A 25,885-nucleotide genomic window follows, 5' to 3' on the forward strand; every position below is an offset into this window, starting at 1 on the left:
GAGTCGCCGTCGGTCACGGGTTCGAGTCCCGCCCGCGCTACCACTCGGCTACCGCAGGTCCCGGATCCGCGCCGCGAGCGACGCATCCGCTCCGGTACGGCGCTCCCAGCCGACCGCGATCACGAGCAGCACGAGTCCTGCCGTCGCGAGGGTGATCCACCACAGCAGGGGGCTGATCTCGTCTCCCAGCTGCACGAGGAAGACCACGAGGATCTCGATCGGCAGCGCCGCGATCCCGAGGATGAACGGCGCGGCCAGCGTCTTCCGCGCGCCGATGAGTACCGCGACCAGCGCCATCGCGACCACGAGGATCGCGCGCCACGTGTCGGGCGAGGTGAACGTCGCCATCACCGACGGCAGCAGGGTCGCCACGATGCCGGGCCCGAGTAGGCGCCACGAACCGGTCGACGCGAGCGGCCACGAGTTGAGGCCCGGCTTCTCGTCCGCGAGAGTGCCGCGCACGAGCACGATCGCTCCCACCAGGGTCAGAGCGAGCCCGAGCGGTAGAGAGAAGCCCTCCACCCGCAGCACCTCGCGCGGGCTCCAGGCGGCAACCGCCGTCACCCAGGCGAGCGCCCACTGGAACCACACGGGCGGGAAAGCCGGCCGCGTCTCGCGTGCCCGCCAGACGGTCGCGATCATCGCCACGAGGAGTGCCAGCTCGAGGCCCCAGAGCGTCCAGATCGCCAGCGGGTTCGCATCGACCGCCCAGATCGTGCCCCCGACGAGCAGTGCGAGCCCCGGCGCCGTGAGCCAGCGCGAGCTCGCCCCGCCGGTGCGCACGATCCGTGCCACGGCGAATGCGATCGCCGAGGAGACGAGCGAGAACCCGAGGGCCGCGATGAGCGGATGCGCTGCATCCACCGGCCCCGCATCGAGTCCGATCCCGACCCGGATCGCCTGCACGGTGCCCGCCGCACCTGCCACGACCGCAGCCGCGAGGATCGGCAAGCGGATGCTCTCGAATCGCGTCGCGGAGACGCCGGGCGCCCGGGTGAGCAGCGCGCCCACGACGACGAACACGACTCCTGCAGCAAGCAACGCGCCGACGCGCCAGTACCCGACCATCACATCACCCGAGGTGGCCCCGCCCGCGAGCAGCCCGAGTGACGGCGCGATCGCCGCGCCGAGCCCGGTGGTCACGAGTGCCGCAGGGGCGCGCCGCTCGCCCGCACCACGGGCGAGGAACACGACGCCCACGACGATCGCGGCGATGGCCGGCGGGAGCACATAGGGCTCCACCACGGCGATGCCGATCATGGCCCACGCGCACCAGAGCGCGCCCGTCCATGCGGCCGCTGCCGTCCACCATCCGTAGGTGCGGCGCAGCCACAGCCCGGATGCCGCTGCACCGATACCCAGCACCAGCAGCACCACGAAGGCGATCTCGAGCCCGGCGGCGATGCGCACGAGCGCCAGCACCACCGCGACCGCGCCGGTCACGAGAGACGACACCTCGATGGCGAGTTGCACCGCAGCGGCGGCCCTCTCGCCGTCAGGGCGGCGCGCGAGCACCGCGCGCAGCAGCGCCGACCCGGGGAGTGCGCACGCCACGAGCACAGCGATGACGGGCAGCGCGTACGGCGAACCGCTGCCCGGCAGCTGAGCGGTGAGACAGACCACGACGATCGCCGCCGTCGGAACCAGAATGGCCGCGGCTCCTGCCCGCAACTCGACGACGGATCCCGAGCGACGCGTGCCGACGAGCGTTGCGGCGAGCACGAGCACGACGCCCACCGAAAGGGCAGTCCACCAGCTGCGCTCCGACAGCACGGTGGCGACGCTCGCGATGAAGGGGACCGCGGCGACTCCGAGGGCGGCGTACCAACTCGCCACGGGGAGCCAGGAGCCGATGCTCACCGCGAGGACTACGACGGCGGCCGCGGAGGTGACGAGCGCGAGGATCCCCAGCGGTTCGAGGACGGTGAGACTCAACGCGGCCGCACCCGCCACCAGCGCATACCCGAACCCGACGGCGGTGTGGGTCGAGCGAACCCGCGGGGGAGCGGTCCGTGCGGCGAGGGCGAGCACCGCGACCGCCACTGCACCCGTGACCGACGCGGTCGCCTCGTCCGGCCAAGAGAACGCAACCGCTGAGACGAGAGCCCCGTACCCGATCGCGTGGATCGGCAATCGCGCTCCGAGGTTCGCGGTCCGAAGCGGCGTGAACACCGCCAGAGCGATGAACGAGACGGCGGCGAGCGCGAGCGCGAGCCCGATCGAGATCGTGAGCGGAGCCGCGACCGCGAGCGGCAGCCCGAGCACCGCGAAGACGGCCAGCCACCGGGCGAGCACGGTGATGACCGCGCGAGCGCTCGTCCGTCCGGTTCCCCGCCCCAGCACCGCGACGCCGCCGGCGATGATGAGGAGCCCGGCAACCGCCGCAAGCGCCCATCCCGCCGCTGACGGCTCGATCGCCTCCGCGAATCCTTGCCAGCGCGAGAAGAGCAACAGTAGCGACCGGCCCGTCAGAAGCACCCCGATCGGCACCGCGACGACACCGGCGGCGGCGAGCACGGCGACCGCCAGCGGCACGCGGTGCACCGACCCTGTCCGGCGGATCACGCCCACCGCCACAATCGGCATAGTCACCGCGACCGACGCGAGCAGAACCAGCCAAGGATCGTCGGTCGCGATCGGAACCGCCGTGACGAGCACGACGAGCCCGGCCGAGGTGAGCAGCCCCGAGACGGCGCTCCACACGGCGGGCACGATCCGGCGCGTGGTGAGGAACCCGAGCGCGGCCAGCGTGAGCAGCACCACGGCACCCCACACCGACTCCGAGCCCCGGAATCCGCTGGGCGCGGCGCTGACAGCCAACGGGATCGCCGTGATCGCGCCGACCGCCTGAATCACCCCGAGCGTCGCGGCGTCGGCAGACAACGAGTGCCCCAGTTTCCGCACGAAACGAGGAAGCAGCTCCAGCAGTCCCCACGCCAGAGCGACGACGCCGATGTGACCCCACGCGGCGGGCCAGGCGGAGCCCCCAGCCGTCGACTGCTCGCCGATCGCGTAGCCGAGAAACGCGGGCACGATCGCGATGCCGACGAGGCCGGACCAGATCCACACACGCATGCCCGTGCGCACACCCACGGCGAGCAGCGCACCGCCGCTCACCGCGAGACCCAGCGCGCCGAAGAACCAGGCGCTCACGTCGTCGGGGGCGGCGTCGGAGAACGCCCAGATGTCCAAGGCGAGGAAGACCATCGCGAGCGCGCCGATCGCCTCCGAGGAGAAGGCGAGCCCCCGACGTCGGAGCCACCACGCGCCGCCGAGGAAGACCGCGGTCACCACCGCGATGATCGTCGTGCGGGTCGCGAAGTCGGTGAGGTCGGGGTTCAGGAAGGTAAAAACGATGGCGGCGACGCCGAGCAGACCCGCACCGACGACGGCGAGCACCGACTGCAGGCTGACGGCCGACCGGGGTCGATCCGGGGTGGGGACCCAGGCATCGGAGGCAGCGGGATACGGCTCGCGGGGATACGACTCGCTGGGGTCCGACGTTCCGACATCCGGTGAGGCAGCCGCACCGACGGCCTCGTGTGTCGAGGCCCCCGGCGCATCGGCGGTGGGCAGCGCATCGATCAGCGCCTGGCGTTCCCGCAGAGCGGCGACCGCCGCCTGAGACGCGCTCCACACTCCGGCACCGCGCTCGTCGCGAAGATCGACGTGGCACCTCGCGCACACCCCGTTCTGCACGGCCGGGGCTCCGTGCCACAGCCGGGTGTCGCAGCGGGGGCACTGGGCCGTGTCGAGCAGGAAACGGGCGACGTCCTCGGTCCAGGTCATGTCCGGAGCCTAGCCAGCGGCCAGGCGGCGCTCGTCCGCCGCGCGGTTGATGGGGATGGATCGAGCGAACGAGGAAATACTCCCGTGTCAGGCGCCGTTGAACCCGTGGAGTCGACAAGGATGGACCGCATGACCGACACCGCTGCCGCAACCGTTTCGCAGACCCCCGAAGAGCAGCTCGCGTACTTCCACTCGCGCCGAGAGCTCGCGGTGGTGCAGCCGCAGGGCAGCCTCGCGCTCACGACCACGCAGGTGATCGACACGCCGCAGACGGTGTGGGGCGTTCCCGGCACCTGGGCTCCGCTTCCCGAGGGCGAGTCGGGCGTGAGCCTCACGGCCGAGGCGTCCGACGGCATCCAGGTCGACGGCCAGCTCGTCGACGGCACGGTCAGCGTTCGCGGTCGCGACTCGGCCGAGCCGTCGAACATCCGCTTCAGCGACACCGTGAGCGGATTCGTCATCGCCCAGGAGGGCGGCTTCTACGCGGTGCGCGTGTGGGACGCCCAGTCGGAGGCGATCCAGGAGTTCGGCGGGATCGATGCGTTCGACTACGACCCGTCGTGGGTCATCACCGCCGACTGGTCGGTCAACCCCGAGGGCACGACCATGGGCTTCGAGCACCTGAAGTCCGACGGGCAGACCCGCGAGGAGGTCGTTCCCGGGCGGATCACCTTCACGCGCGACGGCGTCGACTACGACCTCGCCGCGTTCAAGTCGGGGCGCGCGCTGCAGCTCGTCTTCGCTGACAGCACGAACGGCGACTCCACCTACAGCGTGGGCCGCTTCCTGTTCGTCGCCCCCAACGCGGATGGCACCATCACGCTCGACTTCAACCGCGCGATCTTGCCGCCCTGCGCCTTCAGTTACGCGTTCAACTGCCCGCTGCCGCCGAAGCAGAACCGCTTCCCGTTCGCCATCGAGGCGGGTGAGAAGAACGCCGTCAAGAAGGACGGCTCGCTGCTTCACTGACCGCGGCGAGCACGCGCGCGGTCTCGGATCCCGTGCGCGTGTTCTTCACACCGGCGCGCGACCCGGCGAGCTTCGCCGTGATGTGCTCGTCGATCGTGACCGGGTCGTAGCGGTCGGGGTGCTCCGCGTCGACGCAGCCGGGAAGCGTCGAGACGACCGCGTCCCAGTTGCCGTCGTGGAAGAACGCGGCGGATCGCCGACGCTCGATCGTGCCGTCGACGATCGGCGGCTTCACCCGGTGCAGGGTCGACATCCACCGGTCGTTCGTCCAGCGTCCGGTGAGGTCGCCCAGGTTGATGAGCAGCGCGCCGTCGATCGGCATGACGTCGTGCCATCCGCCGTCGGTGCCGAGCACCTGCAGGCCCGCGACCTGATCGGCCCAGAGGATCGTCACGATCCCGAAGTCGGTGTGCTCGCCCATGCCGGTGAGGTCGCCGTCGAGCGTGACATCGGTCCCCGCCGGGAGGGCGTAGTTGTTCATGCGGAGCACGTCGATCGAGTGCGAGGTGTACGCGTCGAAGAAGCCCTCCGGCAGTTCGAGCGCGTCGCAGAACGCCCGCACCATCGTGCGCGCCACACGACTGGCCTCGCGGTAGTACCGCGTGACGCGCTCGGCGAAGTCGGGGGCGTCCGCATCCGGCCACACGTTCTCGGGGTAGTGCTCCTCGGGCAACCCGGCGTCCGGATGGTCGCTCATCGCGTCGCCGATGTTGAAGGCCTCGAAGAAGTCGTTCATGCGGTTGGCGGATTCCACTCCGAGCGAGAGCGAGAGTGACTCGGTCTTCGGGGCCGTGTACCCGCGGTTCACCTCCGGAGGCGTCACGTAGCCCTTCTTCACCTCCAGCGGCAGCGCGAAGAAGTCGTCGAGCGCGGATGCGAGCCCCGCGATGACCTCCTCGGGCACGCCATGCCCCGTGATCTGGATGAATCCGACCTCGCGGCACGCGGCGTCGAGCGCTCGCGCGACCGCGGCGCGTTCGCTGTCCGTGCCGCCCACGACGTACGGCGAGATGTCGACAACGGGGACTTGGAACACCATGGCGTCACCCTACGCCGCGCATGTTCCGGCGAGGTTTCGCTCACTCCGCGTCGTCGGTCGTCCCCGCCTCGGATTCGTACACCTCGACGACGAACGAGCTGAACGCGTCTGCGTCGTCGACTTCGCCCGTGTATGCCGTGCGATCGCCGAGCAGCAGTGGTGTCGACTCGAGCGTGCCCACGTCCGACAGCGGGACTCCGCCTTCCGTCACCCGCGACGTCGCCTTCTCGACCCACTGTCGGAAGCGCACCGAGGTGATGCAGCTCTCGAGGTCGTCATCGACGTACCCGGCGTTGCGCACCAGCATCACGAGCTCGTCGTCGGTGAGCGGCTGGTAGGCATCCTCCAGGCGTGCGGAGGCCAACGCCGTCACGACATCGAGCACGCCGTCGGGCTGATACTGCGCCATGCATGCGATGAGGTTTGCGGAGCGGATCGAGTAGTCATCCGCGGGCGCCGTGTCGATCATGGCGACGGGATGTATCTCGAAGCTGAGGTACCCGGCGTCGAGCCACTGGGTGAGGGTGTCGGAGATCGTCGAGATGAGGGTCGCCGAGTCCTTGTCGGCGAAGTCGACGTAGAGCGTCAGGGCCGGGATGCCGTCGGTCTCGTCGATCGCGGTGGGATGCGGGGACTCACCCGCCTCGAGGCGAGCCGTCGACACGACCGATGCCGTCGTGCCGTCACCCGTGAACAGGATCCCGTCGCTGGCCATGTTCTCGGGACCGGCTGCGGCTTCCCGAGCGTTCGCGTTCACGGCCGCGGTGCCGGCGACGGCGATGAGCGCCGTGGCGGCGGCCACGCCGGAGATCAGCAGGATGCGGTTCCGAATCCGTTGGCGTCGAAGTCGTGCGCGCTTGATCGCCGCGCCTTCCCGCGATCGCTGGATCTGCTCGCGCTTGGAGAGCTTGCGCCGCTGCTTGCGGCTGAGTGGGGTCTCGCGTTCGGGCATCAGGGGGATGCTCGACGCGGTCGCTGGGCGCTTCGTCAGTCGGAGCTCGGAGGACGCTGTGAGCGTGCGCGCCGTGAGCGCCACGTCGCGACCACGAGGGCGCCGATCAGCGCGCCGGAGGTGTTGGCGACCACGTCCTGGAGGGTCGCGAACCGCTCGGGCAATGCGAGCTGGACTGCTTCGATGAGCGCGCTCGTCGCGAGACCCGCGAGCGTCGCCGACCACACCCGCATGCTGTAGGCGGTCATCGCGAGGATCCCGAACGGGACGAACATCGCGATGTTCGCGGCGAACTCCAGGATCGCGTAGACCGTCGCGAAGGGGATGCCGAGATCGACGAGCCACCCGGCCGCGAACCCGACGAGGCCGGAGACGGCCTCCGCGTCCGGCTCGGGCGTCCACACCACGAATCCCACCGCGACGAGATAGATCGCGAACACGATCCGAAGCAGCAGAAGACGCACCGATACAGGCTATCCATCGGTTGAGGGTGAACCTGAGCGTCACCGGCTGCGACGATGATGGTGCCATGTTCGTCGCGCTGAGCGCCCCCTCCGAGGGGCGTGTGGAGGTTGCGACGCTCGATGCCGATGCGGTCGAGATCACGCGCGAGACGATCGACCGCGGGCGGCTCCCCGAGCTCGTCCGCGAGCTCGAAGGCGATCGTCCACGGTGGGTCTGGGCGGATACGGCGAGGTGGTACCCATCGCTGCTCGCGGCCGGAACCCGCATCGAACGGTGCGTCGATCTGCGGATGGTTCGCCTGCTCCTACGGAACTCCGTCAGCACGCGCGATACCCGGCTTGCGTCGGTTCCGCGCGATCGGTGGGACGTCCCGGCCTCGTCGACAGGTGCGTCCGACGCCCTGTTCGAGCTGGAGGCGCCCGCACCCGACGACGACCCGGTCGAGGAGCTGCGGATGCAACGCGCGGTCATCGCCGAGAGCGCGAGCCCGGGTCGCCTGTCACTGCTCGCGGCCGCCGACAGCCTCGGCGCGCTCGTCGCCGTAGAGATGCGGTTCGCGGGATTGCCGTGGGATCGCGATCGGCACGAGGGCATTCTCACCGAGCTGCTCGGACCACGTGCTCCCGGAGCACGGCCCCGCCGTATGGAGGAGCTGGTCGGCTCGATCCGGGAAGCCCTCGATGATCCCGAGGTGAACCCGGATTCGCCCCCGGTGCTGCTGCGGAGTCTGCAACGGGCGGGCCTGCAGGTTGCGAGCACGAGCCGGTGGGAGTTGCGTGGCATCGAGCACCCGGTGATCGAACCCCTGCTGGCCTACAAGAAGCTCGCCCGGCTCTACAGCGCCAACGGCTGGGCGTGGCTGGATGAATGGGTCGCCGACGGGCGGTTCCGACCGGTGTATCTGCCGTCGAGCGTCGTCACAGGACGATGGGCCTCGGAGGGCGGAGGCGCGCTGCAGCTTCCGAAGCAGATCCGTGGGGCCGCCGTCGCCGATCCCGGCTGGAAACTCGTCGTGGCGGATGCCGCCCAGCTGGAACCGCGGGTGCTCGCGGCGATGTCCGGTGATGCCGCGATGGCGCGTGCGGGTCAGGCTCACGACATGTACGAGGGGATGGTGAGCGCGGGCGCTGTCGAGACGCGCAGCCAGGCGAAGTACGGCATGCTCGGCGCGATCTACGGAGGCACCGCCGGCGAGTCGGGGCGGATGCGTCCTCGGATCGAGCGCGCGTTCCCGCGTGCCATGGCGTTCGTCGAGGACGCCGCGCGCGCGGGGGAGCGGGGCGAGGTGGTGAGCACCTGGCTCGGGCGCAGCTCGCCGCCCGGGCACGCCGCGGGCTACGACGAGACGCGCTCACCGGAGGACCGCGACCGCTCGAGGAGCGGTCAGCGGGCGTGGGGGCGGTTCACGCGCAACTTCGTGGTGCAGGGCACGGCTGCGGAGTGGGCTCTGTGCTGGATGGGCGGTCTTCGCCGCGTGCTCTGGGAGTTGGGCGAGGAGGGGGCGTTGCTCATCGAGCGACCGCACCTCGTGTTCTTCCTCCACGACGAGCTCATCGTCCATACGCCGGAACGATTCGCGGAGGAGGTCGCGGAGGCCCTGCGAGCGTCGGCAGCGGAGGCGGGGCGCATCATGTTCGGCTCAGCACCCGTGGAGTTCCCGCTCACGGTCGCGATCGTCGACACCTACGCGGATGCCGACTGAGAGCACACGCCGAACGACATGCTTGTGATTACGGGGATTCACCGGGCATAATTGCCCCAAGCAACAGCGAACGTACGTCAGGTCGATGGGGAAGTCGCATCTGACGAACGGAGAGAAAAGTGGCTGCTGCGATCGCGCGCGGAGTGGTGTACGTCCACTCCGCTCCTCGTGCTCTCTGCCCTCATGTCGAGTGGGCGGCGGGTCGAGCCCTCGGGCGTCCGGTGAGCTTCGACTGGCGCCCGCAGCCGGTGCTGCCCGGCGCCCAGCGCACGGAGTACTTCTGGGAGGGGCCTCGGGGTACCGGCGCCATCCTGGCGTCTGCACTGCGTGGGTGGGAGCACCTGCGCTACGAGGTCACGGAAGATGCCGGTCTCGGCACCGACGGCGGCCGTTGGATGCACACGCCGGACCTGGGGGTCTTCTTCGCTCAGACCGACACGGCAGGCAACACGGTGATCCCCGAGGATCGCGTCCGCGCGGCGATGGAATCGGCGGGATCCGACGCCTTCGAGCTGCACCGTCAGCTCCGCGTCGCACTGGGCCAGGCGTGGGACGACGAACTGGAGCCGTTCCGCTACGCGGGCGAGGACAGCCCGGTGATCTGGCTGCACAAGGTCGGCTGACCGCGAAGACGCGGGAGGGGAGCGAGATGATGGTTCAGACGGACGCGATCGACATCCGCAGGCTGCTCGACGAGCTCGAGGAGCCGCTTATCCAAGTCACCGAGGTCGTGCAGTCGGAGAGCGACGACGACTTCGACGGGGAGTGCACACTGCACGACGGCTGCCGCGTCATCCGCTGACGACGCGCGGCGCCCTCGGCCTGAGTGGATCAGACAGAGCGGATGGCGACGACGGCGTTGTGGCCGCCGAAACCGAACGAGTTGCTGATCGCGAGTTGAGGCGCGTCTCCGAGACCCCGCGGCGACGTGACGACGTCGAGGGGGATCTCGGGGTCCTGCTCGGTGAGGTTGATCGTCGGCGGGGCGAGACGGTGCTGCACGGCGAGGATTGTGAAGATCGCCTCGAGCGCGCCGGTGCCGCCGAGCAGGTGACCGGTGGATGCCTTGGTCGCCGACACGGGGATGTCGTGTACGCGGTCGCCGAAGACGGCCAGGAGTGCCTTGTACTCCGCGATGTCGCCCACGGGGGTGCTCGTCGCGTGCGCATTGATGTGCGTGACGTCGTCGGGAGTTGCGCCCGCCTGCTCGAGCGCCGCACGCACCGCGCGCGACGCCCCCCAGCCCTCGGGGTCGGGCGCCGTGATGTGGTACGAGTCGCTCGAGACGCCGCCGCCGGCGAGCTCCGCGTAGATGCGTGCTCCACGCGCCTTCGCGTGCTCCTCGGTCTCGAGCACGAGCGAGGCAGCACCCTCGCCCATCACGAACCCGTCGCGAGTGGCGTCGTAAGGTCGCGACGCGGTCTCGGGGGAGTCGTTGCGCTTCGAGAGCGCCTGCATGGCCGCGAAGGAACCGATCGTGATCCCGTGGATAGCCGACTCCGTGCCTCCCGCGATCACGATGTCGGCGAGGCCCTGCTGCAGGTGGTCGTACGCGTTCGCGATCGCTTCGGTGCTCGACGCGCAGGCCGAGACGTCCGTCCGCGCGAAGGCTCGCGCGTTGAGGTTCATCGAGACCGCGGCGGCGGCCGCGTTCGGCATCAGCATGGGGACCGTCATCGGGAGCACGCGTCGCGGGCCCTTGGCCTTCAGCGTGTCCCAGGCGTCCAGGAGCGTCCACACGCCGCCGATCCCGGTGGAGTAGTCGACGCCGAGGCGCTCCGGCTCGATCTCGGGTGCGCCTGCATCGGCCCACGCCTCTCGGGACGCGATGAGCGCGAACTGGCTCGACGGGTCGAGGCGCTTGATCTCGGTGCGCTCGAGGACCTCCTCGGGGCGCACCTTCGCCTCTGCCGCGAAGGTGACGGGCAGGCCCAGTTCCGCGACCCACTCGTGGGTCAGCGCGCGGGCGCCGGACTCTCCTGCAAGCAGTGCGTTCCAGCTGTCGGAGGCGGTGCCGCCGAGAGGGGAGGACGTGCCGATACCGGTGACGACGATCTTCTTGGTCATTCGAAGTGCTCCGAGGGGTGGTAGAACGCGCGCCGCGGGGTCTGCGGGCGAAAGGGATCGGGCGGGGACGAGGTCAGCCCCCGCCCGTCATCGACTAGCTCTGGGCGTTGACGATGTACGTGACGGCGTCGCCGACGGTCTTGAGGTTCTTGACCTCTTCGTCGGGGATCTTCACGTCGAACTTCTCCTCGGCGTTGACCACGATGGTCATCATCGAGATCGAATCGATGTCGAGGTCGTCGGTGAACGACTTGTCGAGCTCGACGGTGTCCGCCGCGATTCCGGTCTCGTCGTTGATGAGCTCCGCGAGGCCGGCGAGGACTTCTTCGGTGGACAGTGCCATGTTGATTTCTCCTAGGGGTGTCGAGTGACCGGGGACAAGTTTAGGGGAGGCGCACCACTTGGGCCCCGAAGACGAGGCCCGCGCCGAATCCGATCTGCAGCGCGAGCCCTCCAGAGAGCTCCGGGTGCTCCTCGAGCGCGCGGTGGGTGGCGAGGGGGATCGAGGCGGCCGAGGTGTTGCCGGTGGTTGCGATGTCACGCGCGATCGCGACCGAATCGGGCAGCGCCAGCTGCTTCGCGAACTCGTCGATGATGCGCATGTTGGCCTGGTGCGGCACGAAGAGCGCGAGATCCTCGGGCTGAACCCCGGCGACCTCCAGTGCCTGGCGCGCCACCTTGGCCATCTCCCAGACCGCCCAGCGGAAGACGGTCTGGCCCTCCTGGCGAAGGGTCGGCCAGACCTTCTCGCCGTCGCGGTACTCCACGAGGGTTCCGTTCATGCCCACGGCGTCCGCCTTGGAGCCGTCCGATCCCCAGACGGGCGCGGCGATGCCGGGCTCATCGGAAGGGCCGATGACGACGGCGCCCGCGCCATCGCCCAGCAGGAACGAGATCGAGCGATCCGTCGGGTCGACGATGTCGGAGAGCTTCTCGGCGCCGATCACGAGCGCGTTCCGGGCAGCTCCCGCACGGATGAGTGCGTCAGCCTGCGTGACGCCGTAGCTGAAGCCAGCGCATGCGGCGTTCTCGTCGTAGGCGGCTGCCGGGTTGGCGCCCACCCGATCGGCCACGACCGCGGCCATCGAGGGCGTCTGCTGGACATTGCTGATCGTGGCGATGATCACGAGGTCGATCTCGGCAGGATCGATGCCGGAACGCTCGATGGCTTGCTCGGCCGCCGCGGTGGCCAGATCAGTCGCGCTCAGGTCGTGCGAGGCACGGGTGCGGGTCACGATCCCCGTGCGCTGGCGGATCCACTCGTCGCTCGAGTCGATCGGGCCGACGAGGTCGTCGTTGGGCACGACGAGGTCTCCGCGTGCGGCGCCGTAGCTGTAGATCCGGGTGTACCGGGGCCCTTCGGCCTGACGGAGCGTGGTCACGCGGCGGACTCCTGATCGATGAGGGCCTGCGCGGCCGAGAGGTCGTCGGGTGTCTTCACCGCGACGGTGGGGATGCCCTTGAGACCGCGCTTGGCGAGTCCCACGAGTGCGCCGGCGGGAGCGAGCTCCACGAGGCCGGTGATGCCGGACGCGGCGAAGTTCTCCATTGTCAGGTCCCAGCGGACAGGCGAGGCCACCTGCCCGACGACGAGATCGAGGAACTCGCGGCCGGAGGCCACGGTGCTGCCGTCGCGGTTCGTCCAGATGCGCAGCCTCGGGTCCGACACGGTCACCTCGGAGGCGGCGGCGCGCAGGGCCTCCACCGCCGACTCCATGAACCGGGTGTGGAACGCTCCGGCAACCTGCAGCGGGATCACGCGCGCGCCCGCGGGAGGCTCCTCGCGCAGTCGCTCGAGCGCGTCGAGTTCGCCGGCGACCACGATCTGGCCGCCGCCGTTGACATTCGCCGCCGCAAGGCCGAGCGCGTTCAGCCGCTCGGTCAGCGCGTCGGCGTCTGCGCCGATCACGGCGCTCATCCCGGTCGCCACCTGCGCGGCCGCGTCGGCCATGGCGCGCCCCCGGATCGCGACGAGGCGCATCGCGTCGGACTCGTCGATGATCCCGGCACCGGCGGCCGCGGCGAGCTCTCCGACCGAATGCCCCGCGATCCCGGCGATGCGATCACGGCGTCCGCCGTCGAGCACACCCGCAATCGACAGCAGCGACGCCCCCACGATGAGCGGCTGGGCAACCGCGGTGTCGCGGATCGTGTCGGCATCCGAGGTCGTGCCGTGCGTCCGCAGATCGACTCCCGCCGCCTCGGCGAGAGCTTCCAGATGATCCGAGAACTGCGGCTCGGCGAGCCAGGGCTCGAGGAATCCAGGGGTCTGTGAGCCCTGCCCGGGCGCCACGATCACGACGGTCACCTACCCATCCTGCCAAGCTCGCATGCGTCCGGTCGAATACGAGCCACGGAATACCGGCCGGATCCTTGGGGGATGTCTACAGACGGATGCTCGGCGCGGGCGGCCGCGCGACGAGGAGTTCGCCGTGGCCGTCGACGGCGAGCGGGCCGCCCGCAGCAGGGAGGAGGTGGGTCGCCCCGCGGGGCGTGGGACGGCCTCCGAGCACGACGACGCCGTCGGTGACCACGATGACGGCGAAGCCCGCGTCGATCAATCCCGGCCCGTCGACCGGAATCCGCTCGAGGCGGAAGTAGCGTTCGGCGTCGGGCGGCAGTAGCTGGCCCGAGGGTGCGGCAGAGAACACCAGCTCGCGCAGCTCGACGGGAGTGCGTGGCCGGAGATTGACCGCGGCGAGGGCCCGATCGAAGCCGATCCCCAGATGGCCGCTCGCGGCCCCGTCGATCGCGAAATCGCGCCATTCGAGGAGGATCGACAGGTCTTCGGGTTGTTGGACTTCGACCAGGAACACGCCTTCACCGATGGCGTGGAGCTCCCCCGGAGGTACCCACACGACGTCGCCGGGGACGACCACGATGGGATGGAGGAGGGCCAGAAGGGCGTCGGCGTCCTGCCGGGCTACGAGATCGTCGAGCTCCGACCGGAGGACAGCACGGCGCAGACCGACGTGCACCGTCCCGCCCTCGAGGATGTACCAGGCCTCAGCCTTGCCGTGCTCGTGCCCGAGCTGCTGCAGGGCGAAGTGATCATCGGGGTGCGCGTGCACCGGCAGGCGTTGCCCCGCGTCGAGCAGCTTGACGAGAAGGCGGATGTCCGAGCCCCAGCGGAAGGCGTGCTCGACCCCCAACCATTGCGCGGGCGCCTCGCGAACGGCATCCCGGAGGAGCCGCCCGCCCGGCAGGCGGCTGAGCCCCGTCTGCTGTTCCCCGAAGACGGTCGTGGTCGACGCGACCCAGTCCTCGGGCTCGTAGGGCGCTGCGTCGGCCTCGCCACGGAAGGCCGCGATGCGCGAACCGCCGCGGTAGAAGCGGTTCGCCGGTCGGTTGGAGACGAGGGGGATGGTCATCCCGTCGCTCCCTATTCTCGCGCCCAGGAGGCGAGGAACCCGCCGACGAACGTGTCGCCCAGCCCGATCGTCGTGGGGAAGGGCGCGGCGATCGAGAACGCCGGGACACCGGACGTGTCCGGAAGGGTTGCGAGAACGGTCTCGACCACATGTGCTCCCGCTCGATGGTGCGGCAGCGCAGCGGTGGCCGCGAAGTCGGCGGCATCGTGACCGTCACCGCATCGGTAGCGCGTCGCCGCCATCTGGACGGCGCTCGCCAGCGCTGCCTGATGCCTCCCGGCCTCCGGTCCGTGCCCGATCGCCCAATAGCGCGTGTGCACCACGAGCGTTCGAGCCGGCACCGCCACCGCGATCTCCTGGAGGGCGCGGACGACGTCCTCGGGGTCGAGCAGGTCGACGCGGCGCCTCAGGTCCTCCTGCAGCTCGTCCTCGTTCATTCCGTACACATCCGCACGGGGGAGGAGTGCTTGCCGTACGAGCGAACGGAACTCCGGGACGTAGTAGCCGGCGTCCTCCACGTACACGAGCGCGTCGGATGGCAGGCGTTCCATCGCCGAGTGCAGCTCCCGGAGGCGCGTGCGCAGCAACTGCTCATCGCGCATCGTGTTGAAACCCGAGACGAGCAAGATCTCGGCGTTCGCGAGCTCGTCTCCGAGGTCGGACGCGAGAGCCATCGTCCTGTTGGGCGGGTCGTCCGCGAAGATGAGGCGATTCGCGCCGCCGGAGACGAGAACCGTGTCGCCGACGGTGACCCGTGTGCCGGCCGGGTACTGCACGATGAGGTGCGGATGGCGTGAGTCTTCGTGGGCGCTCGAGATCCACCGCATCGAGCGGGGCAGGAGGTCGCGCACGGTGTCGTCGATGCTCACGAGATGCTGAACCGACCCGATGCCGAGCGAGTCGAGTGCGATCCCGGCCCGCACTCCCGTGCCGCCGAGGGTGACACGGAGCGGGAATCGGGCTGCGAACCGCTCGATGAGGTCCGAGTCGCCGACGTGCCGCTCGCCCCCGGCATCCGCCCGCAGGAAGGCCAGGATCACGACGAGCAGCGACCGCTCGTCGAGGATCGGCGTCGCGACGTCGAGTTCGTCGGGGGTGATCCCGAACTGCTCGACGAGCGCATCGATCGTGCCCGGCTCCCAGTGGATCTCGTAGTCCACCGTGCCGCCGAGCCCGAGGACGATGCTTCCGCCCACGACGCCGATCCTCTCCTGCGATCCGATCAATACAGAGGTGCCTTGCCGGCCGTCCCGAACAGCTCGATCTTCTGAGCCGCGACGACCTTCATCGCGGCGAGCGGCTCCGGCTGGATCGCCAGCGGCTCGCGAAGGCGGATGTCGGTGCCGAGCACCTCGCGCATCTTGTTGTGGTACGCGACCTTGATGTCGCTCGAGATGTTGATCTTGTTGATGCCGCGCTTCACGGCCTCGGCCAGCTCCGAGTCGGGATTGGCCGACCCGCCATGCAGGACGAGCGGGATGCCGAGCGCTCCCTTGATCTCGCTCAGCAGCTCGTGCTTGAGCTCGGGGTTCTTGTCGGACGGGTAGAGGCCGTGCGAGGTGCCGATTGCAACGGCGAGGGAGTCGACCCCCGTCTCCTGCACGAACTGCACGGCGTCGGCCGGATCCGTGTAGATGATCTCGGCGGCCCCGGACTCCCCGTACGAGTCGTTCGCACCGATCGTGCCGAGCTCACCCTCGACCACGACGCCGACGGCGTGAGCGGCCTCGACGACCTTCCGCGTGAGGGCCACGTTCTCGGCGAAGGGCTGCATCGACGCGTCGATCATCACCGAGGTGAACCCTGCCTGGATGGCCTGGATCATCTGCTCGAAGGTGCCGCCGTGGTCCCAGTGGATCGCGACCGGAACGCTCGAGCGGTGGGCGCGCGCACGCATCGCGGGGATCAGATCCGTCGTGATGTGGCGGACTTCGTCCGGGTGGATCGCGATGATCACGGGGGCGTCGAGCTCCTCGCTGATGTCCATGATCCCGGTGAACATCGCCCAGTCGCTGATGTTGAATGCGGGGATCGCGAAGCCGTTCTCGTGAGCGACGTCGAGGATGGACTTTCCGGTGTAGAGCACGTGATTCTCCTTGTTCGATGTGCGGTTGTCCGGCGGGCGCGGAAGGACGCCCGTCAGCTCTTGACAGCGCCGGAGGCGAGGCCTCCGATGAAGAAGCGCTGGAAGAAGAGGAAGAGGACCAGGACCGGGATCGAACCGAGGATGCTCATCGCCATCATCTCGTTCCACTCGTACGAGTGCTGTCCCATGAGGAGTTGGATGCCGATCGGCACCGTCCGCATGTCCGTGGTCTTCGTGAGGGTGAGCGCGAAGAGGTACTCGTTCCACGCGATCATGAAGGTGTAGACGCCGACCGACACGATGCCGGGAACCGAGATCGGCACGAGGACGCGCCAGAGCGCGGTCCAGGAGCCGGCGCCGTCGACGCGCACCGCCTCGTCGAGCTCGCGAGGCAGGGTGTTGAAGTACCCGGTCATCATGATGATCGCGTAGGGGAGCGTGAACACCATGTAGGTCAAGATCAGCCCCGGATAGGTGTTGTAGAGCCCCAGGGTGACCATCAGGCCGAAGTACGGGATGAGCAGCGTGATCGGCGGTACCGCCTGCACGCTGACGATGACGACGTTGAGCGGCCGCTTGAACGGGAACTCGAACCGGCTGAAGGCGTAGGCGGCGAGGATCGCCACCAGCAGCGTCAGGAGCGTCACCGCTCCGGCGACGATGTAGCTGTTGAGGAAGAAGCGCACCTTCTCCGGATCCGTGAGAATACGCGCGTAGGCGTCGAAGGAGAACGCCTCTGTCACGAGGCGCGGCGGGAACTCGAAGATCTGCGTGTTCGGCTTGAACGAGCTCGACAGCATCCACAGCACGGGTGCGAAGGCGAAGGTCGCGCCGGCGACGAGACCCAGGAGCAGGGCGAGGCGCGCGAGGTTCGTCCGCGTTCCGCGAGAGACGCCTGGACGACGGGAGGTCTGGATGGTCATGGTCAGTCCCTCGCTCGCTGATGGCGGACGTAGAGCACCGCGAGCACCATCGAGAGGAGCAGGATGAGCACGGCGCTGGTCGAGGCGAGCGCGAACTCGTACTTCGCGAACGCCAGCTTGTAGGTGTAGGTGCTGAGCATCTCGGTGGCCACGATCGGACCGCCGCCCGTGGTCATCCAGATGAGCGCGAACTGCTGCGACGTCCAGATGAAGTCGAGGAGCGCCATCGAGATGATGATCGGCTTGAGCTGCGGGATGGTGACGTTCCAGAAGCGCTGGATGGGCCCGGCGCCATCGACCTTCGCGGCCTCGTAAAGGTCGGCAGGGATCCCTTGCAGGCCGGCGAGCAGGCTGATCATGAAGAACGGGTAGCCCGACCAGATGTTGATGAAGGTCACCGACCCGAGGGCGAGACCTGGGTCGGAGAGCCACTCGGTCGTGCCGTCGCCGAAGCCGAGCGCCCCGAGCAGGTAGTTCACCACCCCGTTGGGCGACAGCAGCATGCGCCACAGAACGGCGACGATCGCCGCGGTGAAGAGCCACGGAAGGATGAAGATTCCCCGGAAGGCGGCGAGCACTCGCGGCCCGAGCAGCCGTGAGTTGAGCATCATCGCGAAGGCGAGCCCGATGAGCAGGTGGGCCGCGACGCTCGCGGTGACGAAGACGAGGGTGTTCGCGATGGCCGTCCCGAAGACCGGATCGGTGATCACCTCGATGTAGTTGTCGAGACCGACGACCTCGGGATCCTTGTTGAGGATCACGTTGTCGAGGAACGAGTAGCCGATGACCATCGCGATGGGCACGAGCATCAGCACGATCATGAGGGCGGCCGTCGGCGCCACGTAGGCGTAGGGCTCGAGCCGCCGTGCCGCTCCGATGCGGCGGGGCGTTCGGGGGAGCGTGGCGCTCACCGGGTACCTCCGAGTCGATGGGGAATGCGGGGTCGCGCCGCCTGCGGATGCGGCGCGACCCCGACGTGGGTCAGAACTCCGCGGTCCAGGAGTCCTGGACGGTCGAGAGCATCTCGTCGACCGATTCATCTCCGGAGAGGTACTTCTGCAACTCGGTGTCGAACTGGCGCATCAGCTCCTCAGAGACCGGGAGTCCCGTGAACTCGTTGGCCGGGTAGCCGCTCTGGTAGATCTCGAACGCCTTCTCGAACAGCTCCTTGCCGTCGCCGAACTCGGGAGTCGAGTCAACGTTGCCGGGGAAGGCGTTGGCGATCGTCGAGAGCTCCGAGTTCACATCGGCGCTCATGAGGTACTCGACGAGCTTGAGCGCCTCGGCCTGGTGGTCGCTGCCGTCGGCGACTCCGATTCCCCACGAGGCGTAGGGGATGCCCCGCGACCCGTCATATCCATCTTCCGCGGGGATCGCGGCGATGTCGAAGTTGAGGTCGGGGTTGTTCTCCTGGATGAGGTTGATGTGCGAGAGGGAGTCGATCATCATGCCGACACGGCCGTTGGTGAACTCCTCGACCTTGTCCTGCTCCTTCATCGTGAACGAGCCGGCGGCGATCACACCGTCGTCCCACAGGGACTTGACGTATTCGACTGTGCTCGCGACGTCCGCGTTGGTCACGTCGGGCTGGCCGCTGTCGGTCAGCATCGATCCGCCGGATGCCCAGTTCCACGACATGACGTCGTTCTGGATCCCGTTGGGCGCTTCGAGCGAGAGGGGGAGCACCCATCCGCTTGCGCCGCTGCCGAGGTCGGTGATGGCCTTCGCCGCGGTCTCGAACTCGGTCCGCGTGCTGGGGACCTGATCGATCCCGGCCTCGCTCAGGAGGTCGGTGTTGACGAAGAGCGGGTAGACGAAGTTGACGACGGGGATCATGTAGGTCGCGCCGTCGATCTGAATCTGGCTGGCGAGCTTGCTGTCGTCCATGCCCTGCTCGTTCATGAGCGAGGTGAGGTCGGCGATGGCGCCCTGCTTGGCGAAGTCGCTCACCCATGCGCCGTCGAGACCGACGACATCGGGCATCGTGCCGGATGCGGCACCGGCGAAGAGCTGCTCCTTGGTGGAGGCGTACGGGCCGCTGATGAGCTCCACCGTGATGCCGGGGTTGGCCGCCTCGAAGTCGTCCATGATGGACCGCAGCGCGCCCTCGGGCAGCTCGGGCTCCCACCACTGCGCGAATTCGATGGTCACGTCGCCGTCGGCGTCGCCCGAGTCGGCCGAGCAGCCAGCGGTCATCAGGACCGCGGCGGCAGCGGTCATCGCGCCGACCGCGGTGAGGGCGGTGCGACGCCCCCGTGTGGATCTGGACATCATGTCTCCTCTTTGAGAATGCTGTTTTACGCGCTTCGATGCGCGTTTCTGCAATGTCTTGTGATCGTATGCCGGGTTTTGCGGTCAGTCAACGACCCTGTGGGGAGAAATCCCGGCATTCGGGCCAGTGAATGCCGAGCTGTTACCCAATCGTGACCGTTTGCCGTTTTCTGCTGATTTCTCGTCATTCGGCTGAGGTGATGTCGCTTTCCTGCGGTTATGTGCTAGGCATGTCCAACATGAGCGAGTCCACTGAGAAGGGTCGGCGACTGCCCGCCGGGCGCAAAGCGGACCTCGCCGCGTACGTTGCGGCCGCGGGCCAGGTCACCGTCGGCGACCTCGCTGCACGGTTCGGAGTCTCCATCGACACGGTGCGCCGTGACCTCGATCAGCTCGACCGCGAGGGGGTTCTCGTCCGTACGCACGGCGGGGCCGTGAGCGTGCAGGAGGGTGAGCGCAACGACCGCGAGCTCGACGTGCGCCTCCGGATGCACCCCGCCGAGAAGGAGAAGATCGCGCGGGTCGCCGCGGGTCTCGTCGAGAACGGTTCCGTGATCATGCTGAACGGGGGCACCACGACCATCGCGGTCGCGCGGGCCCTTCGTGATCACCGGGATCTCACGATCGCCACGAACAATCTGCGGATCCCGTCCGAGGTGTCGCCCAAGGCGTTCCGTGATCTCTACATCTTCGGCGGCGCCGTACGCTCGATCACCCAGGCGACGACCGGACCTGTGGCGTTCACCATGACGCCGGGCGGCCTCGAGGTCGAGATCCGGTGCGACCTGGCGCTGATCGCCGTCGGAGGCGTTGCCGAGTCCGGATACTCTACGAGCAACCTCGGAGACGGGGCGATGATGTCGGAGATGATCCAGCGGGCCACTCGGACCGCGATCCTCGCCGACTCGAGCAAGTTCGGCCGTCGCCTCTTCGCACAGGTCGCTCCGCTCGACGGCGTGGATTATCTGATCAGCGACCTCATGCCGGAGCCCGATCTCGCCGCGGCCCTTCAACAGGCCGGGGTGACGATCCTCACCCCCGAGAGCGCGACGACGGCGCGATAGCACCCATGATCAGGGCCGACTGAAGGATCAGCGCCTCTCGCGCCCCGGTCGCATCCCAGCCGATGATCTCGCTGATGCGCTTGAGGCGATAGCGAACGGTGTTCGCGTGCACGAAGAGCTCCCGCGCCGTGGCCTCGAGCGAACGGCCGTTGTCGAGATAGGCCCACAACGTCTGCAGGAGTTCGTGCGAGTGGTTCTCGAGCGGGCTGTAGATCCGCTCGATCAGGGCGACGCGCGCGAGCGGATCGCCCGCGAGCGCACGTTCCGGAAGGAGGTCATCGGCGAGCACAGGTCGAGGCGCGTTCCGCCACGCCCGCGCGACGGCGAATCCGGCGAGCGCGGCCTTCGCACTTCGGGCGGCTTCGACGAGCGACGCCACCTCGTGCCCGAGCACGAGATGACCGGCACCGAACCCGGGCTCGAGCTGACGTGCGATCTCGATGAAGGGAAGCGGATCGTGGACCTCGCCCTCCTCGGGCGGATCGACCCGCCCGATCACGAGGACGAGACGCGATCCCTGCACTCCGATGAGCACATCCGCGTCGAGGTGCCGGGCGGTCCGGCGGAGCTGGTCGACGTCGAGCATCCGCGGCGCCGTGCCCACGAGCACCGAGACGGCGCCGTGTCCGTTCCAGCCGAGAGCCGCGACGCGGCTCGGGAGCTCGCTGTCGTACTCGCCCGTGAGGATGGAGTCGACCACGAGCGCCTCGAGCCGCGCATCCCACAGCCCGCGGGCCTCGGCAGCCCGGGCGTACACGTCGGCCGCCGCGAAGGCGATCTCGCGCGAGTACAGCAGAATCGCCTCGCGGAGGTCGTCACCGGCGTCGCGGACGCGATCCTCGACGACTTCGACCGTCACCCGGATGAGTTGCAGCGTCTGCTGGAGGCTCACCGAGCGCAGCAGCTCGCGAGGCGCGGCACCGAACACGTCGGCCGCGATCCACGGGGTCGAGCTCGGGTCGTCGTACCAGGAGATGAACGAGGTGATGCCCGCCTGGGCGACGAGGCCGACGGCGCTGCGGCGCCCAGGAGGCATCTCGCGATACCACGGAAGGGTCTCGTCGAGGCGCCGAAGCGTCGTCGTCGACAACTCACCCGACAGCGTTCGCAGCCAGGCGAGCGTCTGTGCCTTCGTCCTCTCCGCCACCGTGGACCCGGGTCAGCTCTCGCCGCCCGCCGATCCGGTCGTCCCGGCGGTGACGTCGTGCAGCTTGTACTTGTCGATCGCCTGCAGGACGTACGCCGGGTCGATCTGGCCGCGACGGGCGAGCGACTGCAGGGTGCGCACCACGAGCGACGGGCCGTCGATCTTGAAGTACCGGCGAGCGGCGGGTCGCGTGTCGCTGAAGCCGAAGTCGTCGGCGCCAAGCGTCGCGTACTCGCCGGGTACCCACGCGCGGATCTGGTCGGGAACCGCGTGCATGTAGTCGGTCACCGCGAGGAACGGACCCTCCGCGCCGCTCAGCTTCTGCCACACGTAGGGCACCTTCGGCTGCTCGGTGGGGTTCAGGAAGTTGTGCTCGTCTGCAGCGATGCCGTCGCGGCGCAGTTCGCTCCACGAGGTCACGCTCCATACGTCGGCAGCAACGCCCCAGTCCTTCGCGAGGAGCTCCTGGGCTTCCAGCGCCCACGGAACCGACACTCCGGATGCGAGCAGCTGGGCCTTCGGGCCGCGCACGGTGGCTTCCTTGAGCTTGTAGATGCCCTTGAGCAGGCCCTCCACGTCGAGCTCCTCGGGCTCGGCCGGCTGGAGGATCGGCTCGTTGTAGACCGTCAGGTAGTACATGACGTTCGGGCGATCGTGCTGCCCGCCGTACATGCGCTCGAGGCCGGCGCGGACGATGTGCCCGATCTCGTAGCCGTATGCGGGGTCGTAGCTCACGACCGCCGGGTTCGTCGAGGCGAGCAGCGGCGAGTGTCCGTCGGCGTGCTGCAGCCCCTCGCCCGTGAGCGTGGTGCGGCCGGCGGTCGCCCCGATGATGAAGCCGCGCGCCATCTGGTCGCCGGCTGCCCACATCGCGTCACCGGTGCGCTGGAAGCCGAACATCGAATAGAACACGTACACCGGGATGAGCGGCTGGCCGTGCGTCGAGTAGGAGGTGCCGATCGCCGTGAACGCGGAGAACGCGCCCGCCTCGTTGATCCCGACATGCACGATCTGCCCCTGCGGGCTCTCCTTGTAGGCCAGGAGCAGCTCGCGGTCGACCGAGGTGTAGTGCTGACCGTTGGGGTTGTAGATCTTGGCCGTCGGGAAGTAGGCGTCCATTCCGAAGGTGCGCGCCTCATCCGGGATGATCGGCACGATGCGCTCGCCGATGCCGGGAGCACGCAGCAGGTCCTTCAGGATGCGCGCGAACGCCATCGTGGTGGCGACCTCCTGCTTGCCCGACCCCTTCTTGGCGACGGCGTAGGCGGAGTCGTCCGGCAGCTGGATGTCCACGTGGCTGCTGCGCCGCTCGGGGAGGTAGCCGCCGAGCTCACGTCGGCGCTCCTGCAGGTACTGAACCGCCGGGTCGTCCTGACCCGGGTGGTAGTACGGCGGCAGGTAGGGGTTCTCTTCGAGTTGGGCGTCCGAGATGGGGATGCGCAGCTCGTCGCGGAACTGCTTGAGGTTGTCGAGCGTGAGCTTCTTCATCTGGTGGGTCGCGTTGCGTCCCTCGAAGCTCTTGCCGAGCCCGTAGCCCTTGATGGTCTTCGCGAGGATGACGGTCGGCTGACCCTCGTGCTCGACGGCAGCCTTGAAGGCCGCGTAGACCTTGCGGTAGTCGTGCCCACCGCGCTTGAGGTTCCAGATCTGCTCGTCGCTGTAGCCCTCGACGAGCTTGAGCGCCTCGGGGTCGCGGCCGAAGAAGTTCTCACGCACGTAGGCGCCATCTTCGGTCTTGTAGGTCTGGTAGTCGCCGTCGGGCGTGACGTTCATCAGGTTCACGAGAGCGCCCGTCGAGTCGCGCGAGAGCAGCTCGTCCCACTCACGACCCCAGACGACCTTGATGACGTTCCAACCTGCGCCGCGGAAGAAGCTCTCGAGCTCCTGGATGATCTTGCCGTTGCCGCGCACCGGACCGTCGAGCCGCTGCAGGTTGCAGTTGACGACGAACGTCAGGTTGTCGAGCTTCTCGTTCGCGGCCCACTGGAGCGCACCGCGGCTCTCGACCTCGTCCATCTCGCCGTCACCGAGGAACGCCCACACGCGGCTGTCGCTGCGGTCCACGATGCCGCGGTTGGTGAGGTACTTGTTGTTCTGCGCCTGCCAGATGGCGTTGATCGGCCCGAGGCCCATCGACACGGTCGGGAACTGCCAGAACTCGGGCATGAGGCGCGGGTGCGGGTACGAGCTGAGCCCGTGCGGCGCCTTGGACTTCTCCTGTCGGAAGCCGTCGAGGTCGTCTTCCGAGAGACGCCCCTCGAGGAACGCGCGCGCGTACATGCCGGGGGAGGCGTGGCCCTGGTAGAAGATCTGGTCACCGCCGGAGGGGTGATCCTGTCCCCGGAAGAACCAGTTGTGACCCACCTCGTAGAGCGACGAACTGGAGGCGTAGGTCGAGATGTGACCGCCCACGGCGATCTCCGGCCGCTGGGCTCGATGCACCGTGATGGCGGCGTTCCAGCGGATCCAGCGCCGGTACTGCCGCTCGAGGTCCTCATCTCCGGGGAAATCGGGCTCGTTCTCCGGCGCGATCGTGTTGATGTAGTCGGTGGTCGGCACCATGGGAACACCCAGGTGCAGTTCCTTCGATCGCTTCAGCAGGCTGAGCATGACCTCACGGCCACGCTGGTTGCCCTTCTCCTCGACGAGTGCGTCGAGGGACTCCTGCCATTCGGCGGTCTCTTCCGGATCCTGGTCGGTGTTGTTCACCGAGTACGGGTCCTGGTCGTTCACCGTCACCCTTGACCTCTTCCTGATCGTGTCTGGCCGTGGACGAGTCTATTCCGCTGCGCGAGCGACGGCCTGCACGGCACCGTCAGGCGGCGGCAGCAAACCCGGCGTATGATCCCTCCTCGTGGCTTTGGAGAACGACACGCAGGCACCCGACTTCGACCTGCCCAACCAATACGGCGAGCATGTGCGGCTGAGCGACTTCCGCGGACGGAAGCCGGTCGCGCTGGTCTTCTTCCCTCTCGCCTTCTCGAGCACCTGCACGGGTGAGCTGTGCGCCCTCCGCGACAACCTCGCGCTCTTCGCGGATCACGGGGTCGAGCTGCTCGGCATCTCGGTGGACTCGAAGGCGACGTTGCGTGCCTGGGCTGAAGAGGAAGGCTACGACTTCACGCTGCTGGCCGATTTCTGGCCGCACGGTGCGGTTGCCAAGGAGTACGGCGTGTTCCTGGAGGAGAAGGGCTTCGCCAACCGGGCGACCTTCGTGATCGACGAGACGGGCATCATCCGGGCCTCCTTCATCACGGCCCCCGGCGAAGCGCGCTCGCTCGAGGACTATCGCGCCGCGCTCGACCTCGTTCGCCCGGTCTCGGTCTGAGATCGGGGCGGGTCAGCCGATCACGCTGACCGCCCGCGCGATCACGAGCGCGAGGATCACGAATCCCGACAGCGCCTCCACGAGCATGAGCGACTTCGCCCTCGTGGTGAGGGGCATGGTGTCGGTCGGGCTGAACGCCATCGTGTTGGTGCTCGAGAAGTACAGGTAGTCGATGAATGCGGGCGTCCAGCCGCTGTTCTTGGACGACCCGGCCGCGACCTCGGCCACGGTGTCGTGGTCCTCGTCCTGCGGGAAGCGGAAGTCCGCGAGGGGCAGCGCGTCGCGCGGCTCGCGGCGTCGCACGACCGGCCCACCTCGATCGATCTCCCAATAGACGAATGCGTACGCGATCACGTTGGTGACCCATACCTGCACGGCTGCGAGCAGGATGCGGCCCGCATCCGAGGAATCCGAGTAGAGGAGGTCGATGATCAACTGGACGAGCGCGACCTGATTTGCGAGCAGCAGCAGCAGCGCGAGGCTCAGCCCGGCGACGCGCGACCATCGCGTCTCTCGATTGAGGCGGTGGGGGTTGAGGGTCACGAGCGCCGCGAGGATGCCGAGGCCGAGAGCGGCGACCACGACGCGGATCCAGATCAGCACGCCGGGCCCCGTGAGGTAGAGGGCGAGAGCGAGAGCCATCGCCGCCGCCACCGGCCAGCGGTGCTCTGGCTGGGTGCGGAAGCCGTGACTCACGCTCGGAGCCTAGCCC

Annotated in this window: 23 protein-coding genes; 6 read left to right on the forward strand and 17 right to left on the reverse strand. The window is 68.6% G+C overall.

All coding sequences use genetic code 11. The features are described from left to right. Window positions 1-48 precede the first annotated feature (48 nt). The gene (locus tag FVQ89_RS11400; RefSeq protein ID WP_147902056.1) at window positions 49-3,789 is read right to left on the reverse strand and encodes an SCO7613 C-terminal domain-containing membrane protein; all 3,741 of its coding nucleotides are present in this window, start codon (window positions 3,787-3,789) and stop codon (window positions 49-51) included. Between the two features lie 129 nt (window positions 3,790-3,918). Here FVQ89_RS11400 and FVQ89_RS11405 point away from each other — a divergent pair, with 129 nt between their 5' ends. Further along, window positions 3,919-4,758, forward strand: a complete 840-nt coding sequence (locus FVQ89_RS11405; protein WP_147902057.1) for a DUF1684 domain-containing protein — start codon at window positions 3,919-3,921, stop codon at window positions 4,756-4,758. Here the strand turns inward: FVQ89_RS11405 and FVQ89_RS11410 are convergent. The 3 genes from FVQ89_RS11410 to FVQ89_RS11420 are packed head-to-tail and all read right to left on the reverse strand — an operon-like array spanning window position 4,730 to window position 7,213. Further along, window positions 4,730-5,797 carry an isopenicillin N synthase family oxygenase gene (locus tag FVQ89_RS11410; protein ID WP_147902058.1) on the reverse strand — a complete coding sequence of 356 codons (1,068 nt, stop codon included), beginning with the start codon at window positions 5,795-5,797 and terminating at the stop codon, window positions 4,730-4,732. The genes FVQ89_RS11405 and FVQ89_RS11410 overlap by 29 nt on opposite strands. A 40-nt stretch (window positions 5,798-5,837) precedes the next feature. Continuing rightward, window positions 5,838-6,749, reverse strand: a complete 912-nt coding sequence (locus FVQ89_RS11415; RefSeq protein ID WP_147902059.1) for a hypothetical protein — start codon at window positions 6,747-6,749, stop codon at window positions 5,838-5,840. Between the two features lie 35 nt (window positions 6,750-6,784). Beyond that, window positions 6,785-7,213, reverse strand: coding sequence for a VanZ family protein (locus FVQ89_RS11420; protein ID WP_147902060.1), 429 nt, complete (start codon window positions 7,211-7,213; stop codon window positions 6,785-6,787). 65 nt (window positions 7,214-7,278) lie between these two features. On the opposite strand from FVQ89_RS11420, the gene FVQ89_RS11425 reads away from it, so the two are divergent. The 3 genes from FVQ89_RS11425 (at window position 7,279) to FVQ89_RS14475 (ending at window position 9,718) form a co-directional block, all read left to right on the forward strand. Next, window positions 7,279-8,916 (forward strand): bifunctional 3'-5' exonuclease/DNA polymerase, encoded by a 1,638-nt coding sequence (locus FVQ89_RS11425; RefSeq protein WP_147902061.1) that lies wholly within the window; start codon window positions 7,279-7,281, stop codon window positions 8,914-8,916. A gap of 119 nt (window positions 8,917-9,035) precedes the next feature. Beyond that, window positions 9,036-9,539: a DUF3145 domain-containing protein gene (locus tag FVQ89_RS11430; RefSeq protein WP_147902062.1), complete on the forward strand. Its 504-nt coding sequence runs from the start codon at window positions 9,036-9,038 to the stop codon at window positions 9,537-9,539. 26 nt (window positions 9,540-9,565) lie between these two features. Then, window positions 9,566-9,718, forward strand: a complete 153-nt coding sequence (locus FVQ89_RS14475; RefSeq protein ID WP_187265017.1) for a hypothetical protein — start codon at window positions 9,566-9,568, stop codon at window positions 9,716-9,718. Window positions 9,719-9,747: 29 nt separating this feature from the next. Here FVQ89_RS14475 and fabF read toward each other — a convergent pair whose 3' ends face one another. The 10 genes from fabF to FVQ89_RS11480 form a co-directional block, all read right to left on the reverse strand. Beyond that, on the reverse strand, window positions 9,748-10,983 hold the full coding sequence (gene fabF / locus FVQ89_RS11435) for a beta-ketoacyl-ACP synthase II (RefSeq protein ID WP_147902063.1): 1,236 nt from the start codon (window positions 10,981-10,983) through the stop codon (window positions 9,748-9,750). Window positions 10,984-11,077: 94 nt separating this feature from the next. Continuing rightward, entirely contained in the window at window positions 11,078-11,326 is a 249-nt protein-coding gene (locus FVQ89_RS11440) for an acyl carrier protein (RefSeq protein WP_147902064.1), read from the reverse strand. Window positions 11,327-11,366: 40 nt separating this feature from the next. Continuing rightward, the gene (locus tag FVQ89_RS11445) at window positions 11,367-12,365 is read right to left on the reverse strand and encodes a beta-ketoacyl-ACP synthase III (RefSeq protein WP_147902065.1); all 999 of its coding nucleotides are present in this window, start codon (window positions 12,363-12,365) and stop codon (window positions 11,367-11,369) included. Beyond that, window positions 12,362-13,291 (reverse strand): ACP S-malonyltransferase, encoded by a 930-nt coding sequence (locus FVQ89_RS11450; protein WP_147902066.1) that lies wholly within the window; start codon window positions 13,289-13,291, stop codon window positions 12,362-12,364. Before FVQ89_RS11450 ends, FVQ89_RS11445 begins: the two co-directional genes overlap by 4 nt. Window positions 13,292-13,367: 76 nt before the next feature. Beyond that, window positions 13,368-14,354 carry a carbohydrate kinase gene (locus tag FVQ89_RS11455; protein ID WP_147902067.1) on the reverse strand — a complete coding sequence of 329 codons (987 nt, stop codon included), beginning with the start codon at window positions 14,352-14,354 and terminating at the stop codon, window positions 13,368-13,370. A gap of 11 nt (window positions 14,355-14,365) precedes the next feature. After that, the gene (locus tag FVQ89_RS11460; RefSeq protein ID WP_147902068.1) at window positions 14,366-15,550 is read right to left on the reverse strand and encodes an ADP-dependent glucokinase/phosphofructokinase; all 1,185 of its coding nucleotides are present in this window, start codon (window positions 15,548-15,550) and stop codon (window positions 14,366-14,368) included. Window positions 15,551-15,576: 26 nt separating this feature from the next. Continuing rightward, entirely contained in the window at window positions 15,577-16,440 is an 864-nt protein-coding gene (locus FVQ89_RS11465) for a ketose-bisphosphate aldolase (protein WP_147902069.1), read from the reverse strand. Window positions 16,441-16,493: 53 nt separating this feature from the next. Continuing rightward, window positions 16,494-17,363, reverse strand: a complete 870-nt coding sequence (locus tag FVQ89_RS11470; RefSeq protein ID WP_147902070.1) for a carbohydrate ABC transporter permease — start codon at window positions 17,361-17,363, stop codon at window positions 16,494-16,496. Window positions 17,364-17,365: 2 nt separating this feature from the next. After that, window positions 17,366-18,274, reverse strand: coding sequence for a carbohydrate ABC transporter permease (locus tag FVQ89_RS11475; RefSeq protein WP_255513573.1), 909 nt, complete (start codon window positions 18,272-18,274; stop codon window positions 17,366-17,368). 70 nt (window positions 18,275-18,344) lie between these two features. Then, complete coding sequence (locus FVQ89_RS11480) at window positions 18,345-19,634, reverse strand: sugar ABC transporter substrate-binding protein (protein ID WP_147902072.1); 1,290 nt, start codon at window positions 19,632-19,634, stop codon at window positions 18,345-18,347. Window positions 19,635-19,873: 239 nt separating this feature from the next. On the opposite strand from FVQ89_RS11480, the gene FVQ89_RS11485 reads away from it, so the two are divergent. Continuing rightward, the gene (locus tag FVQ89_RS11485; protein WP_147902073.1) at window positions 19,874-20,698 is read left to right on the forward strand and encodes a DeoR/GlpR family DNA-binding transcription regulator; all 825 of its coding nucleotides are present in this window, start codon (window positions 19,874-19,876) and stop codon (window positions 20,696-20,698) included. Here the strand turns inward: FVQ89_RS11485 and FVQ89_RS11490 are convergent. Together FVQ89_RS11490 and aceE are read right to left on the reverse strand one after the other, a co-directional pair. Continuing rightward, window positions 20,667-21,845: a CdaR family transcriptional regulator gene (locus tag FVQ89_RS11490; protein ID WP_147902074.1), complete on the reverse strand. Its 1,179-nt coding sequence runs from the start codon at window positions 21,843-21,845 to the stop codon at window positions 20,667-20,669. The two genes, FVQ89_RS11485 and FVQ89_RS11490, sit on opposite strands and share 32 nt — an antisense overlap. A 12-nt stretch (window positions 21,846-21,857) precedes the next feature. Beyond that, the gene (gene aceE / locus FVQ89_RS11495; RefSeq protein WP_147902075.1) at window positions 21,858-24,584 is read right to left on the reverse strand and encodes a pyruvate dehydrogenase (acetyl-transferring), homodimeric type; all 2,727 of its coding nucleotides are present in this window, start codon (window positions 24,582-24,584) and stop codon (window positions 21,858-21,860) included. A gap of 115 nt (window positions 24,585-24,699) precedes the next feature. On the opposite strand from aceE, the gene FVQ89_RS11500 reads away from it, so the two are divergent. Further along, complete coding sequence (locus FVQ89_RS11500) at window positions 24,700-25,173, forward strand: peroxiredoxin (RefSeq protein WP_147902076.1); 474 nt, start codon at window positions 24,700-24,702, stop codon at window positions 25,171-25,173. Window positions 25,174-25,185: 12 nt separating this feature from the next. Here FVQ89_RS11500 and FVQ89_RS11505 read toward each other — a convergent pair whose 3' ends face one another. After that, a complete protein-coding gene (locus tag FVQ89_RS11505) occupies window positions 25,186-25,869 on the reverse strand; it encodes a hypothetical protein (RefSeq protein WP_255513574.1) in 684 nt (227 codons plus the stop codon). Between the last annotated feature and the right edge of the window lie 16 nt (window positions 25,870-25,885).

Origin of the sequence: Homoserinibacter sp. GY 40078 (assembly GCF_008017545.1) — a bacterium.
Taxonomy (GTDB): Bacteria; Actinomycetota; Actinomycetes; order Actinomycetales; family Microbacteriaceae; genus Homoserinibacter.